Source organism: Peribacillus sp. FSL P2-0133 (assembly GCF_037975445.1).
GTDB classification, from domain to species: Bacteria; Bacillota; Bacilli; order Bacillales; family DSM-1321; genus Peribacillus; species Peribacillus simplex_E.
On record NZ_CP150254.1, the window covers coordinates 5,301,391 to 5,315,398 of the forward strand.

At 42.1% G+C, this 14,008-nt stretch carries 14 protein-coding genes and 1 pseudogene; 6 read left to right on the top strand and 9 right to left on the bottom strand.

The features are described from left to right. Positions 1 to 40: 40 nt before the first annotated feature. On the bottom strand, positions 41 to 1,387 hold the full coding sequence (locus tag MKY17_RS25640; protein WP_098371427.1) for a glucose-6-phosphate isomerase: 1,347 nt from the start codon (positions 1,385 to 1,387) through the stop codon (positions 41 to 43). A 147-nt stretch (positions 1,388 to 1,534) separates the two neighbouring features. Beyond that, a complete protein-coding gene (locus MKY17_RS25645; protein WP_098371428.1) occupies positions 1,535 to 2,698 on the bottom strand; it encodes an iron-containing alcohol dehydrogenase in 1,164 nt (387 codons plus the stop codon). A 204-nt stretch (positions 2,699 to 2,902) separates the two neighbouring features. Between MKY17_RS25645 and MKY17_RS25650 the strand changes: the two genes are divergently transcribed. Next, positions 2,903 to 3,136 (top strand): DUF378 domain-containing protein, encoded by a 234-nt coding sequence (locus MKY17_RS25650; RefSeq protein ID WP_063234087.1) that lies wholly within the window; start codon positions 2,903 to 2,905, stop codon positions 3,134 to 3,136. Between the two features lie 146 nt (positions 3,137 to 3,282). Here the strand turns inward: MKY17_RS25650 and yugI are convergent, their stop codons facing one another. Beyond that, positions 3,283 to 3,687 carry a S1 domain-containing post-transcriptional regulator GSP13 gene (gene yugI / locus MKY17_RS25655; protein WP_063234086.1) on the bottom strand — a complete coding sequence of 135 codons (405 nt, stop codon included), beginning with the start codon at positions 3,685 to 3,687 and terminating at the stop codon, positions 3,283 to 3,285. A gap of 345 nt (positions 3,688 to 4,032) precedes the next feature. Here yugI and MKY17_RS25660 point away from each other — a divergent pair, with 345 nt between their 5' ends. Both MKY17_RS25660 and MKY17_RS25665 read left to right on the top strand, forming a co-directional pair. Then, on the top strand, positions 4,033 to 5,376 hold the full coding sequence (locus tag MKY17_RS25660; RefSeq protein WP_098371429.1) for a sodium-dependent transporter: 1,344 nt from the start codon (positions 4,033 to 4,035) through the stop codon (positions 5,374 to 5,376). A gap of 134 nt (positions 5,377 to 5,510) precedes the next feature. Beyond that, a complete protein-coding gene (locus MKY17_RS25665; RefSeq protein ID WP_098371430.1) occupies positions 5,511 to 5,864 on the top strand; it encodes a helix-turn-helix transcriptional regulator in 354 nt (117 codons plus the stop codon). Positions 5,865 to 6,024: 160 nt separating this feature from the next. On the opposite strand, the gene MKY17_RS25670 is transcribed toward MKY17_RS25665, so the two are convergent. Both MKY17_RS25670 and MKY17_RS25675 read right to left on the bottom strand, forming a co-directional pair. Beyond that, on the bottom strand, positions 6,025 to 7,194 hold the full coding sequence (locus MKY17_RS25670; RefSeq protein WP_098371431.1) for an aminotransferase: 1,170 nt from the start codon (positions 7,192 to 7,194) through the stop codon (positions 6,025 to 6,027). Continuing rightward, positions 7,191 to 7,691 carry an Lrp/AsnC family transcriptional regulator gene (locus MKY17_RS25675; protein ID WP_098371432.1) on the bottom strand — a complete coding sequence of 167 codons (501 nt, stop codon included), beginning with the start codon at positions 7,689 to 7,691 and terminating at the stop codon, positions 7,191 to 7,193. Before MKY17_RS25675 ends, MKY17_RS25670 begins: the two co-directional genes overlap by 4 nt. 304 nt (positions 7,692 to 7,995) lie before the next feature. Here MKY17_RS25675 and MKY17_RS25680 point away from each other — a divergent pair, with 304 nt between their 5' ends. After that, positions 7,996 to 8,838: an alpha/beta hydrolase gene (locus MKY17_RS25680; protein ID WP_339201070.1), complete on the top strand. Its 843-nt coding sequence runs from the start codon at positions 7,996 to 7,998 to the stop codon at positions 8,836 to 8,838. A gap of 523 nt (positions 8,839 to 9,361) precedes the next feature. Here MKY17_RS25680 and MKY17_RS25685 read toward each other — a convergent pair. Next, a complete protein-coding gene (locus MKY17_RS25685) occupies positions 9,362 to 9,622 on the bottom strand; it encodes a DUF1871 family protein (protein ID WP_098371434.1) in 261 nt (86 codons plus the stop codon). Positions 9,623 to 9,713: 91 nt separating this feature from the next. Between MKY17_RS25685 and MKY17_RS25690 the strand changes: the two genes are divergently transcribed. After that, a complete protein-coding gene (locus MKY17_RS25690; RefSeq protein WP_339202460.1) occupies positions 9,714 to 10,898 on the top strand; it encodes a PatB family C-S lyase in 1,185 nt (394 codons plus the stop codon). A gap of 41 nt (positions 10,899 to 10,939) precedes the next feature. Here MKY17_RS25690 and MKY17_RS25695 read toward each other — a convergent pair whose 3' ends face one another. Beyond that, complete coding sequence (locus MKY17_RS25695; protein ID WP_098371436.1) at positions 10,940 to 11,695, bottom strand: TraR/DksA C4-type zinc finger protein; 756 nt, start codon at positions 11,693 to 11,695, stop codon at positions 10,940 to 10,942. 141 nt (positions 11,696 to 11,836) lie between these two features. On the opposite strand from MKY17_RS25695, the pseudogene MKY17_RS25700 reads away from it, so the two are divergent. After that, positions 11,837 to 12,674: pseudogene (locus tag MKY17_RS25700) on the top strand (manganese catalase family protein). A gap of 40 nt (positions 12,675 to 12,714) precedes the next feature. Here MKY17_RS25700 and MKY17_RS25705 read toward each other — a convergent pair. Together MKY17_RS25705 and MKY17_RS25710 are read right to left on the bottom strand one after the other, a co-directional pair. Next, on the bottom strand, positions 12,715 to 13,329 hold the full coding sequence (locus MKY17_RS25705; RefSeq protein WP_098371437.1) for a PH domain-containing protein: 615 nt from the start codon (positions 13,327 to 13,329) through the stop codon (positions 12,715 to 12,717). 40 nt (positions 13,330 to 13,369) lie between these two features. Next, positions 13,370 to 13,846 (bottom strand): GNAT family N-acetyltransferase, encoded by a 477-nt coding sequence (locus MKY17_RS25710; RefSeq protein WP_098371438.1) that lies wholly within the window; start codon positions 13,844 to 13,846, stop codon positions 13,370 to 13,372. Positions 13,847 to 14,008: the final 162 nt, after the last annotated feature.

Below are 14,008 nucleotides of genomic sequence, written 5' to 3' on the forward strand. Positions count from 1 at the left end.
GCATCAAGCAGGATGTTATTCCCGCTTGATGCCTTTTATATTATAAGCGCTGTTCGAGCTCCGCTTTTTTCTTTTCATAACCCGGCTTTCCTAAAAGAGCAAACATGTTCACCTTATAGGCTTCCACTCCAGGCTGATCAAATGGATTTACACCCAGTAAGTATCCGCTCATTGCACAAGCTTTCTCGAAGAAATATACAAGGTAGCCAAAAGTATAAGCATCGAGTTGCGGAACCGTTACGATCAGGTTTGGAACGCCACCGTCCGTATGGGCTAACAGCGTACCCTCAAATGCTTTATTATTCACGAATTGCACCGTTTCACCTGATAGGTAATTCAGGCCATCCAAGTCATTGGCCGCTTCTTCAATCAAGATTTCATGACGTGCCTTTTCCACTTTGATGACTGTTTCAAAAAGATCACGCCGTCCTTCCTGAACATACTGCCCTAATGAATGCAGGTCAGTCGAGAAGTTAGCCGATGAAGGGAATATTCCTTTTTGATCCTTTCCTTCACTTTCCCCAAATAATTGTTTCCACCACTCAGAGAAGTATTGAAGTCCAGGCTCATAGTTTATCAGCATTTCAATCGTTTTCCCTTTATTGTAAAGGATATTCCGAACCGCCGCATATTGGTATGCCTGATTCTCACCTAACTCGGAAGAACTGAAGTCCACCCTAGCGCGCTCGGCTCCCTCCATTATTTGATCGATATCCGCCCCGCTGACCGCAATCGGAAGCAGCCCTACAGCCGTTAAGACCGAGTAACGTCCGCCAACATCATCAGGAATGACGAAAGTTTGGAAACCTTCCTCCGTCGCTACCGTTTTTAATGCACCCTTCTCTTTATCAGTGGTAGCATAAATGCGGCCCTTAGCTTCTTCAACGCCGTATTTTTGTTCCAGCAGTTTCCGGAAAATCCTGAAGGCCAGTGCAGGCTCCGTGGTCGTACCGGATTTAGAGATGACATTGATCGAGAAATCCCTATTTTCCAATAGGTCCATTACGTCCTGCATATATGTAGAGCTTATATTATTACCCACAAATAAAATTTGCGGTGCATTTCTTTTATCCGACGGTAAAATGTTATAAAAACTATGTTGAAGCATCTCAACTGCTGCCCGTGCTCCCAGATATGATCCACCGATTCCGATAACCAGCAGCACTTCTGAATCTTCTTTTATTTTCGCGGCCGCTTTTTTGATTCTTGAGAACTCTTCTTTATCATAATTGGCAGGTAAATCAAGCCAGCCAAGATATTCATTGCCTGCCCCTGTCTGCTCATGCAGGGAATGGTGTGCCACTTTTACAGCATCCTGTAAATAGGTAATTTCATGCTCCCCGAAAAACGGCAGGGCTTTTGAATAATCGAAACGAATATGGGCCATTCAAATTCCTCCTTGAATTCTTTAGTTTCCCTTTCACTTTATCTGATGTAATTCTCATAATCAAGAAATCGATCAAGTAAATAAGGAATTATGCATATAAAGTAATCTCCCACCTGACAAAGCGGGAGAAAGGATCATATCACTCGTTTATAATGAAGCCCGTAAAATGGCAAGGACATCTTCACGGTTCAGGACTTTGAATCTTCCAAATTCCCCTCTGCTCATCGCTTTATCAGCCATGACTTCCAATTGTGAGTCATCGATGCCATAATCCGAAAGATTGGTCGGCGCCCCTAAGCTGCTCCAAAATGACCTAAGTCTTTCAATGCCTTCAAGGGCCGCTTCCTCATCTGTCTTACCTTCAGGATCTACATGGAATACACGGACTGCCACTTGTTTAAAGCGTGCGACATTTTCATGTAGCACATGCTTCATCCAATTTGGGAATAAGATGGCCAATCCTCCTGCATGCGGGATGTCATAAACAGCTGAAACGGCATGTTCAATGTTATGCGTTGCCCAATCACCGCTGTAACCGACCCCAAGCGACCCATTCAAGGCCAGGTTTCCGGCATACAGGATAGTAGCCCGGTGCTCATAATTCTCCAGGTCTTCCAATAGTTTAGGTGCCGTTTCAATCACCGTCGATAACAACGATTCACAAAAACGGTCTTGAAGCGGCGCATGCGTTTCCGGATGGTAGTACGTTTCGAACACATGTGACATCATATCGACCATTCCATATACCGTTTGGTCTTTTGGTACTGAAAAAGTATTTTCAGGATCCAAAATGGAGAACTGCGGAAATACCAATGGACTTCCCCATCCATATTTCTCTTTCGTTTCCCAGTTTGTTATGACAGATCCGGAATTCGCCTCAGAGCCGGTTGCAGCTAAAGTCAGCACCGTCCCGAATGGAAGCGCCTCTTCGACTGGTGCCTTCTTAATGACAAGATCCCATGGATCCCCCTCATATTTAGCACCCGCAACGATGGCCTTTGTAGCGTCGATGACGCTTCCTCCCCCAACAGCAAGGACAAAGTCGATACCATGTTCTTTACAAAGATCAACACCTTTTCGGACTGTCGAGATGCGTGGATTCGGTTCAACTCCGGAAAGCTCGTGCACCTCTGCATCGATCACTTTCAAGGTATTGACCACTTTTTCATATAAGCCATTTTTCTTTATGCTTCCTCCACCGTATACAAGTAAAACTTTATCGCCATACGCAGGAATTTCAGTTTTTAAGCTTTCAAGTTGACCTTTCCCGAAAATGACTTTAGTAGGATTTTTATAAGTGTAATTCTCCAATGGATATCTCTCCTTAAATGCCATATTGACTCCGTTTTTGAATTGTCCAAAGTGCAAGTGCTAGCTTTTCTTTTATTCATTATGACCAATGTTCCATTTAAATACAAAATATCCGCCCGGAACTTTTGTAGTGATGCATATTTACATGATGAAAAAGCATGATAAATAAAGAACTGATTTTTTCAAAAAAAAGGAGGCAGTACAATGAGTGGAATACAAAGAACTGCACTTGTTCTTACAATAATAGGGGCAATCAACTGGGGATTAATAGGTTTTTTCCAATTTGACTTGGTCGCTTCGATTTTCGGAGGGCAAGATGCTGGATTAGCTCGTATCGTTTATGGATTGGTTGGAATTGCCGGTCTCATTAATCTTGGTCTTCTCTTTAAACCAAGCCCTGAAATTTCCAGAGAGCCTGAAACTAAACCGACTCGTTGATGTCATCGACATTGTTTATGTTTTATAAAATAAAGCCGGACCATGGATAAACACATGACCCGGCTTTATTTCATTCATGTGCCCACTACCGGCCATGAAATGGACAAAAAAAACCGGCTGATCGAAGGATCTGCCGGTTCCCAAAATTATTTTTTGATTAAGTCTTCGCGTTGAGATTGTTCAATCCACTCTTGAAGTTTGTCTTTCAATGTGTTGAAACCTTCAGTAGATTCAATGTGAGATGTCGCTTTAACAGAAGCTTGGCGTTTTTTCGGAGCTTTTTTCGGAGCTTCAGTACGCTCAGGAGCTTCTTCTGTAGCGCGGATCGATAAGCCGATTTTTCCAGCAGCTGAATCGATGGAAAGCACTTTAACTTTCACTTCATCGCCCACTTTTAAATGTTCGTTGATATCTTTAACGAAGCCGTGAGTAATTTCAGAAATATGAACTAAACCTTGAGTTGAATCATCTAGAGCAACAAATGCACCGTATGGTTGAATACCAGTTACTTTACCAGCAACTACCGCACCAATTTCGAATTTTTCAGACATGGTAACACTCCTATTTTATATATATTTTTTCGTCTTTTCACGCAATAAAAAATTATATCACATAATTGGAAAATAATCAAAGTTAAGTATACCATACTTTTTGAGATTTTACTCATTAAAAATGTTTGTTTTTTGGAAATAATAAATATTATAAGTTCTTTATGTATAACTTATCCTAAAAATTTGCAAATAACCTCTATTCCCCTTAAAATATTTGCTTATTTTTCTAAAGATTGCAATAGTGGAACACTATCCAATTCCCCATAATCATAGTAAGATGAGAAAATGTTTAAAAAAAGTAATATACAGCTAGATATTCTTTACATCTAAAGGAGTTTTTCCATCATGTCAAAACAAGATCAATGGACTTCAAAACTTGGGTTCATCCTGGCAGCCGCGGGATCCGCTATTGGATTGGGCGCCATCTGGAAGCTCCCATATATGACTGGGGCAAATGGTGGAGGGGTCTTTTTCCTGCTCTTCATTTTATTCACCATACTTATCGGTGCACCGATATTAATAGCGGAATTCACGATTGGCCGCAATGCACAGAAAGATGCCATTAGCGCATATAAACATATCGCCCCTGGAAAGCCTTGGGCGTTGATTGGATATGGCGGTGTCGTCGCTTCAATCATTCTGCTTTCCTTCTTCAGTGTTGTTGGAGGCTGGATCATCTCATATTTGGCAAGAAGCTTTACAGGTTCTCTCACAAACTTGACGCAAGAAGAATATGGGAACTTCTTCAATACGATAATCAGTAATCCATATGAAACGGTTATCGCTCAGTTATTATTCATGGTCTTTACCATTTGGGTCGTGCAAGGCGGCGTTTCCAAGGGAATTGAAAAGGCTAATAAATATATGATGCCTTCCTTGTTCATACTTTTCATCATTCTTCTTATCCGTTCCTTGACTCTGGATGGAGCGATGGAAGGTGTTAAATTCTTCTTGAAGCCGGACTTTTCCGCATTAACAGGGGAAACGATCCTATTGGCACTTGGCCAATCCTTCTTTGCACTAAGTGTCGGTGTTTCCGTGATGGTAACCTACGCTTCCTATTTAAGTAAAAAAGAAGATATTACAAAATCGGCCTTTTCAGTAGTTGGACTGAATATCTTCATTTCCTTGCTGGCAGGTTTGGTCATCTTCCCGGCTGTTTTCGCACTGGGTTTCAGCCCTTCAAGCGGGCCTGGACTGGTTTTTGTTGTGTTGCCGGCTGTATTCAATGAAATGGCGCTTGGCGGGATCTTCATGTTTATTTTCTTCATATTATTATTATTTGCCACCCTTACGACGGCATTCTCCATTCTCGAAATCGTCGTTGCAGCCATGATCAAGGGTGATGCTGCAAAGCGGAAGAAGGCTTCCTGGATAGCTGGTATCACCGTTTTCCTGATTGGGATTCCTAGCGCATTATCATTTGGCGTGCTTTCGGATCTGAAGATTTTCAATTTATCCATATTCGATTTCGCCGATTATCTGACAAGCAATATCGCGCTGCCAGTCGGTGCCTTGTTCATATCCCTTTTCATCGGCTATCAAATGAAAAGGATCGAGGTACAAAAGGAGTTTGAGTCTGGCGCTGATTCCGGCCGATCACTTTTTAAACTTTGGTATTTCCTGATTCGCTACATCGTGCCGATCATGATCATACTCGTATTCCTTAAGTCCACTAATCTCATTTAACATTCACATGTCGTTTCGATATTTCTCGAAGCGGCATTTTTTTCACAAAACCTACATATTCATTTTCTTTCCTTAAGTAATAATATGGTAAAATAATTACATAAAAAAATATATTTCCTAAGGAGTGTCTGTCTATGTCAAATATCGCGAAGAACATTCGGCAATACCGAGAAGAACACAACCTCACTCAACAGGAACTGGCTTTGAAATTACGAATCGGCACGAAGAAGATCGAAAAGTATGAATCGGGTGAATCGGTTCCAGATACACAAACCATTCTACGGCTTTCCACCGTTCTTGACATTCCAGCTTCAGAATTCCTGAAGGATGCCCAAACTGGGAACGATGATGGGATCGACGAGGACATAAAAAAGCTGATTGAAGAAATCGGAACAAAAAAAGCGGAGCTCATTCTAAGAACAGCCAAGGACTTTAGCGAAGAACAAATTCTGAATGTTATGCATACTTTATATAAAACACAAGCCTAATTCAAAAAAAGGTCGTAGCATGTGTATTTTTTTTCAGGGTACTGGATATACTATGATTAACACTTTCTATGTTAATCCATTAGATTAACTCTTTTTTCTAATTCCCCCTATGGAAAGGGATCCGGCTGTTTGGAACGGCCGGATCCCTATTTTTTTGCTTTTATTTGCAATGATTCTTCATGAAACGTTCCATCCTTCTAAGCGCTTCTTGAAGCTGTTCCATGGAGGATGCATAGGAACAGCGGATATGACCTTCACCGCTTTCCCCAAACACATCACCCGGCACAACGGCTACAAGTTCTTCCGTCAGAAGTTTTTCAGCAAATTCCATCGAAGTCATCCCCGTTTTTTCGATTGAAGGAAAAGCATAAAAAGCCCCGCCAGGATTATGGCAATCCAGGCCGATCTCGTTAAATGATTTCACGATGTAATTTCGTCTCCGCCGATAACTGCGACGCATTTCCTCCACATCCTGCATTCCGTGCTTTAAAGCTTCCAATGCAGCATGCTGTGCAACGGTCGGTGCACACATCATCGCATATTGATGAAGCTTAAGCATCGCCTCGGAAATTTCCTTAGGTGCACAAACGAACCCAAGACGCCATCCAGTCATCGCAAACCCTTTCGAAAACCCATTGATGACAATTGTCCGCTCAAGCATGCCGTCAATGGCAGCAAATGAAGTGAATGTCTCATCATAAGCAAGTTCTGCATAGATTTCATCGGAAATCACCAGCAAGTCATGCTTTTTAACGATGTCAGCAAGCATCACTAATTCTTCCTGCCCAAGTTGGGTTCCCGTCGGGTTATTCGGTGAACAGATTAAAACGGCCTTCGTTTTAGGCGTGATCGCCGCCTCGAGTTGTTGGGGAGTCAACTTAAAGTCATCTTCCCTGGATGTTTGGACCGTGACCGGTATTCCCCCTGCCATGGTCACAAGCGGTGCATAGGCGACGAAACAAGGTTCGACGACAATGACTTCTTCACCCGGATTCAAAATGGTCCTCAAGGCAATATCGAGGGCTTGGCTTGCTCCGACCGTGACAATGATTTGATCCTCCGGTCTATACGAAACATGGAACTGCTTCTCCATGTACCCGCTGATTTCCGACCTTAATTCATATAATCCGGCATTGGCCGTATAAGAGGTATACCCTTCCTCCAAGGAGTTGATCGCCGCTTCCCTTACTGCCCAAGATGTAACGAAATCCGGTTCACCCACACCAAGGGAGACGACCCCTTCCAAATTGGCTGCCAAGTCGAAAAAGCGGCGGATGCCTGATGGTTTAAGCTCTGCAATCGTTTTTGAAACATAACTCGTTTTAATCATGGTGACACCACTATCCTTTTATCTTCTTCAGTTTGCTCGAAAATGGTGCCATCATGCTTGTATTTCTTCATAATGAAGTGAGTCGTCGTAGAAATGACGGAATCCAGTGTCGAAAGCTTTTCCGAAACAAAGCTTGCCACTTCGTTCATCGAACGTCCTTCGACAATGACCGAAAGATCATAAGCCCCAGACATTAAATAAACGGACTCGACTTCTTTGAATTTGTAAATCCTTTTTGCGACCTCATCGAAACCGACGCCGCGCTTTGGAGTGACTTTTACATCGATCATCGCTGTGACACCGTGGTATTCATCCACTTTAGCCCAGTTAATGACTGTTAAATAACGGACAATGACCCGCATATCTTCTAATTTCTTCAATGTAATTTCAATGTCCGAATCTGATTGATCGGTCATTTTAGCCAAATCCTTCATATCAATCCGGCTATTATTTTCAATGATTCTCAAGACTTCCAATTCCTCTTCATTCAAGTGCATTGGAAAACCCCCCTTTTGGAATTCACTAATTTAGATGTGATGGTTTGGCTGGCAGATAGTCTCACGAATTACCTTATTAGACTTTTTTAAAAACCTATATGACAATATAATTTAATAAGTCCTATTCTGTCAGGATAAACTTACACTATTATATCAAAATTGGTTGGTGACCTGTTATAGTAATTGTCTTTTTTCATCGTTATTATTACAATTACTGTTATGCAACAGTATTAAAGGACCTTTTTTGGAATATTAAGGGGAACGTGGATTTTTATCATTGACCAATAACGGAGGAGGAGCTTTTATGGAAAGTCATACAATCAAAGGCGTCGAACGGGTGGGTAATATGGAAATCTATTTTGAATATGACCGAATCGATGATTCCCTCCCCACCCTTGTCCTGCTTCATGGATTTTTGTCGTCGAGCTTCAGTTTCCGTAAATTAGTGCCCTATTTAATCAAGGAATACAATGTGATTTCCATAGACCTCCCGCCATTCGGGCAAAGCGGAAAAGATTATCGATATACATATTCATTCCGGAACATCGCTAAATCCGTCGTTATGTTCTTAGAGGGAAAAGACATCAGGAAATTCAGCACCATCGGCCATTCCATGGGCGGGCAAATTTCCCTGCAGCTCATCAAATCATATCCCGAACTTGTCGACCATGCCGTTCTTCTTGCCGGTTCAGGCTATCAGCCCGGCTATTCGGAGAAAATGAAGATGGTCAGTTACCTGCCTTTCTTTTCATTCGGGATAAAACGGTATCTACAAAAATCAGGTATCGAAAAGAATTTGAAAAATGTCGTCCATGACCCGGCCTTGATTGACGATGAAATGCGGCAGGGATATCTAGGGCCCTTCATAAAGAAGCATGATATTTTCCGGGCATTAGGGAGGATGCTTCGGGATAAGGAAGTCGATTTGTTGAAGGAGGACCTTAGTGATATTCATACACCATGCCTGCTTATTTGGGGAAGGCATGATCGAGTGGTGCCATTGAATATTGGCCAAAGGCTCCATGAAGACCTGCCTAATTCCAAGCTTGTTGTGCTTGAGGATTCCGGGCACCTACTTCCAGAGGAGAAACCGGAAGAAGTGTATCAATTAATTAAAGGGTTTATTGGAGTGGCCACCCCAACGTAAACTCACGAGTAAATGGGCGAAACTTACGAGTAAATCGCCAAAACTCATGAGTAATGGGCGAAATTCACGAGTAAATCGCCAAAACTTACGAGTAAAAGCCCATTTCACGAGTAAATCGCCGAAACTCACGAGTAAATGGGCGAAATTCACGAGTAAATCGCCAAAACTTACGAGTAAAAGCCCATTTCACGAGTAAATCGCCGAAACTCACGAGTAAATGGGCGAAATTCACGAGTAAATCGCCAAAACTTACGAGTAAAAGCCCATTTCACGAGTAAATCGCCGAAACTCACGAGTAAATGGGCGAAATTCACGAGTAAATCGCCAAAACTTACGAGTAAAAGCCCATTTCACGAGTAAACCGCCGAAACTCACGAGTAAATGGGCGAAATTCACGAGTAAATCACTGAAGCTCACGAATAAATCACGCAAATTCTCGAGTATACTGCACAAACTACGAGTATAGAGCAAAAAAACAACATAAAAAGGTGCCCCTGATTTCTGGGTACACCCTTTTTCACCTTTAGATAGAACAGCTGGCATCATTTTTTATGATGAGCAGCTTTTGTGCAACTTCCAGGCACTTTTTCATCTGAACGGATTCATCGAACGAGAACTCGTAAATGGATTTTATTTTTTCCGCCAGTTCCTTTGGGTCATCTATATCCCGGATGGCTATGACCGTATCTGCAATTTCCGGCTCATAAAGATCCCATCCTATCTTGAATGGGTCCCATTCTTGCAATACGGCAACCAACGCTAAATTCATTTGCTGTGTATCCATGTAATCATCACCTGCTCAATATTTTCAAAGAACATGATTTCATAGTATCATAACAACAGGCTTTTCGCGAAATGACAAATTTTATTCGGTGGTGGATATTTTGAACAAGTCAATATTCGAAGAACAAATAAACAGGGAAAATTCAGGGTCTGCAAAATGGGATAAAAACTCGCTCACATCATTGTATGGGCGCGAAGATGTTCTCCCGATGTGGGTTGCCGATATGGACTTCCCATCTCCTGAGGGCATTCAAAAGGCATTGATGGAACGTTTGAACCATCCAATTTTCGGATATACGGTCCCTTCTGAAACGGTTTTCACCGAAATTCAAAGCTGGCTTAGAGACCGGCACTCCTGGCAAATCGATAAAGAGTGGATTTCATTTAGCTCTGGCGTCGTTTCTGCAATCGGTACAACAATCCAAGCATTCACAAACCCGGGCGATAAAATATTGTTACAATCTCCAGTCTATACCCCATTTTTTGATATGATCAAAAACAATGACCGGGTAGTGGTCAATAGTCCCCTTATCACGGAAAAGGACCGCTTCGAGATTGATTTCACCGATTTTGAGGACAAGCTGAAAAGCGGAGTGAAACTATTCCTTTTTTGCAGTCCGCATAACCCTGGCGGACGCGTTTGGACAAAGGACGAACTGTTACGAATCGGGGAGTTATGTGAAAAATATAATGTAGTCATCGTCAGTGATGAGATACATGCTGACTTATTCCATAAAACATCAAGGCATTATCCGATCGGCTCGCTTTCAAAAAATTTGGCCGACATAACCGTTACATTGATGGCGCCAAGCAAAACATTCAATATTGCCGGCCTTCAGGCTTCATTCCTGATTGCCAGTAATGAAAAATTGCAGAAGCAACTGCAAAAGGCGCAAACGAAACTGGCCTTCCATGGTCTTAACATCTTTGCCTTAACAGCAATGGAAGCCGCGTATCGAGAGGGCTTGGAATGGCTTGAAGACATGATTGGCTACATTGAGGAAAATATAAAAGTGGCAGAGGAATTCATTGCTGCTGAAATTCCTTCACTGCATGTCATGCATCCGGAAGCCTCTTACCTTTTATGGATTGACTGCCGTGATCTTGGATTGACCGACAAGGAAATCAAGGATCGACTGATCCATCAAGGGAAGCTCGCATTGGAACCTGGTTCAAAATATGGACCTGGCGGAGAAGGTTTCGTCCGAATGAATCTCGGTTGTTCACGCAGCGTCCTGATGGAAGGGCTAAAACGTTTGAAATTGGCGTTTTCATAAATAAAAAGAAGAACCAGGCTTAGAATCCTGGTTCTTCTTTTTCAAAGTTTCTCTTCATCGACATAAGGATCATGCTCATATCGTGGCAAATCCCCAAACGAGGTTTGAATATTTTCTTCAAAAAGTTCTTCTTTCAATTCTTCATATTGGGAGTTCGGATAAACCGTTATCTCTTTACCGTATAGATCCACACCAACGAAATTTTCATAATTTTCGACATATCCGATATTTTCTTCGGACTCGACATACATATCTTCGTAATCGTTTGGCGGATTTACAAAATCGGAAGGCGATTCAGATGTTCCATAACTGGCAACATCCTGCCAAGAATCCTCCGCATCGTATGCAACCGATTCGTGACGGTCATCATAATCGAACTTTCCAAATGGGGGTCCCAGCACTTCCTCTTCCACCGGCCGATTGTCCGAAGTTTCCTGCGATGGGGTATGCTCGACACAATAAGTAGTGGTAGGGATGGCATTCAAACGTTCAAGAGGTATTTCCTTTGAACAAACCACACACTTTCCATACTCACCTGCCTCGATGGCGGAAAGCGCTCGTTCAATATCCCGTATTTCATCCCGATCATGCTCGGAAAGGGCCAAATCCTTTTCCCGTTCATATAACTCAGTTCCTTCATCTCCGGGATGATTATCGTAACTCGATAACTCACCTGTCGAATCCTCCAAGCTTCTTCTTAAATCGTGGTTGCCTGAATCATTTAATCGGTCTTCCAACTCTTGCTTCGTTTGCTGCAATTGCTGTTGAAATTCTTTAATCTGCTGATTGGATAGCATGTGCAACATCCTTTCAAAATCGTTCTTCCCTCTAGTATTTCTCTCTTCCCGCCATTCCATAAAGGTACTTTTTACCTTAGGGATAATTTAATTCAGATAACAGAAGCTAACTTAGAAATATAAATTTAAGGAGGGCTCTATTTGTATTTCTATAAAGAAGACTTAATCAATATGATCGTTCCCGATAAACCTGATCCGAATGCAGCAAAAGTACTTCAGGAAGCGCTTGGAGGACAATTCGGTGAAATGCGGACGATGATGCAGTATTCTTTCCAAAGCGCCAACTTACGCGGCAAGGCTAAACAGTATCGTGATTTTCTTGGAGGAACTTAGCCATATTGAACTTGTCCAATCAACCATCAACCAGCTGCGGTGCTGGCGGGAATATGCCTGAGATTCCGCTATCGATGGCGCCCCATTGGATGAAGTCATCAAAGGCGGCGCAAACCCCCATCACTTCATCATCGGTGCGAAAGCATCCCTGCCCGTCGATGCTGCGGCACTCCATGGAATGGTTCATGGGTTTATGATCACGGTAATCTTGTGGCTAACCTTTTGAACAATGTCATGCTTGAATCCACGGGAGTCCTGCAAAAGTCCAGGATTTATGAAATGAGTTCCAATAAATCGATGCGCGAAACACTGGCATTTTTAATGGTTCGCGACAATGCCCACCAAAATGCATTTGCCAAGGCATTAGAGACTCTTGGGGTTGAACTGGGGGAAAATCTTCCCTGTACCTAATTATGATTTGAACAAATATCCTGAATGCCGCAAATATGTGGATTTAGGCTACCATAATGCCCAATTCAATTTCCGGTTGGACCAAACACAAATCGGCGAGATTTTCAAAGGGGAGACACCGAGCCGAAATGGAGGAAACCTTGCTGTTACCGATCAGCCAAAAGGATTCCCTGTCCCTGAAATGCCGGATATGCCTAATGAACATAGCCCTGGCTTAAGTGATTTGAATAATTAAAAAAGAAGGCGGACACATCATTCCGTGTTCGCCTCCTTTTTTAATTATTGATATATTTCTCGAAAACAAATCCAAAATCTTTAACATGGTACTTTTTCCGGCTGTCCATCAACCATTCGAAAGCTGCAGAATTAATTTCCTTGAAACTTGCAGCCATTTGGCTTCCATCAGTGCGAACCTGGTTCAAAGTGGAAGAAGCAAGGTTTACGCTTTGCTGGGCATATTGAAGGGCATACTCATTCTCATGGCAAATTTCCGATATTTTCACGAGTGATTTGAATAAGTCTTTTAATTCTTCAATGAATTTCTTATGGACATCAATCGAGAAAGTCTTTGCACCGATCGAAAATTTAATTTCCGCATCCAAATCCACGGTCCCTGCGGTTTCAAGCGTAGCGTTGGAAATATTATGCTGGCTGTAGCTATACCTTGTAAGTGTACGCTTTTTGCTTATGGCACTTGTGCCGTCCAAATGTATGAAAGCTTGATTCGTAAAACAATACTCATCGGTTTTTGATTTGATCAGGAAATAAATTTTTTCCCCATCTTCATGCATGATATAGTCATCTGCATCCACCTTGTCATAATCGGCAGGCTTAATCACACTTCCAATATCACTAAGACCAAGGGCATCCGCCGCCATTTTCTTAAACATCCCTATTCCCCCTATCAAAATCCAGGTGAATTTCACCTTATTATAAGTATTTCTCCAGTATTATCTCGTCTCTGATCGGAATTCCATCAAAACTGTAAAATGGTATTTCGGGCTTGATTTTCCGTGATTCTTCAACGGCATTTTTAACGATTTCCGAAATGACATAACCACGCTTTTGAAAAAACTTCAATGCCTGTAGATTATCGTTCGTTGTAATCGCTTTAATAGTATGGCAATTTTTTTCTTTAGCGATATTTTCCATCACATAAAGCAACGATGAGCCCACACCTTGATTCTCATGCTCACTATTCAAAGAGATGATCTGACAAACATGGTCGGATAATTTGTATGTTCCCAACCCCATGATTTTTTCATTCTCGTCCATCACCCCAAAACCCTCAAGTTCCGCATAATGAAACAAGCCTCTTGAAAAAACGACTTGAGTCGTCTCCCAATGCTGAATGAAAAAATCCTTAACCGTATCTGCCGTAATCATTCTTTTCGCTATGATTTGCATAACCAATTACGCCCCCAAAATTTCTATCTCTATGTTTATAGTATAAAATGCTTATGCTGATAAGGGAACATTTAATTCTTCACGACCTTCTAACAAAACATAATACCATTCATATTCAGATAATCAATATCAAAAAACGGGGCTCGCGATTGCTGGCATCTT

What these genes read in the sequence shown, in the direction of transcription:
- MKY17_RS25660 (WP_098371429.1), top strand. Translation starts at nt 4,033, where the DNA reads ATGTCAAAACAAGATCAATGGACTTCAAAACTTGGGTTCATCCTGGCA.
- MKY17_RS25695 (WP_098371436.1), bottom strand. Translation starts at nt 11,695, where the DNA reads ATGCTATCCAATCAGCAGATTAAAGAATTTCAACAGCAATTGCAGCAA.
- MKY17_RS25710 (WP_098371438.1), bottom strand. Translation starts at nt 13,846, where the DNA reads ATGCAAATCATAGCGAAAAGAATGATTACGGCAGATACGGTTAAGGAT.
- MKY17_RS25650 (WP_063234087.1), top strand. Translation starts at nt 2,903, where the DNA reads ATGAGTGGAATACAAAGAACTGCACTTGTTCTTACAATAATAGGGGCA.
- MKY17_RS25680 (WP_339201070.1), top strand. Translation starts at nt 7,996, where the DNA reads ATGGAAAGTCATACAATCAAAGGCGTCGAACGGGTGGGTAATATGGAA.
- MKY17_RS25685 (WP_098371434.1), bottom strand. Translation starts at nt 9,622, where the DNA reads ATGGATACACAGCAAATGAATTTAGCGTTGGTTGCCGTATTGCAAGAA.
- yugI (WP_063234086.1), bottom strand. Translation starts at nt 3,687, where the DNA reads ATGTCTGAAAAATTCGAAATTGGTGCGGTAGTTGCTGGTAAAGTAACT.
- MKY17_RS25675 (WP_098371432.1), bottom strand. Translation starts at nt 7,691, where the DNA reads ATGCACTTGAATGAAGAGGAATTGGAAGTCTTGAGAATCATTGAAAAT.
- MKY17_RS25665 (WP_098371430.1), top strand. Translation starts at nt 5,511, where the DNA reads ATGTCAAATATCGCGAAGAACATTCGGCAATACCGAGAAGAACACAAC.
- MKY17_RS25705 (WP_098371437.1), bottom strand. Translation starts at nt 13,329, where the DNA reads ATGTTTAAGAAAATGGCGGCGGATGCCCTTGGTCTTAGTGATATTGGA.
- MKY17_RS25640 (WP_098371427.1), bottom strand. Translation starts at nt 1,387, where the DNA reads ATGGCCCATATTCGTTTCGATTATTCAAAAGCCCTGCCGTTTTTCGGG.
- MKY17_RS25670 (WP_098371431.1), bottom strand. Translation starts at nt 7,194, where the DNA reads ATGATTAAAACGAGTTATGTTTCAAAAACGATTGCAGAGCTTAAACCA.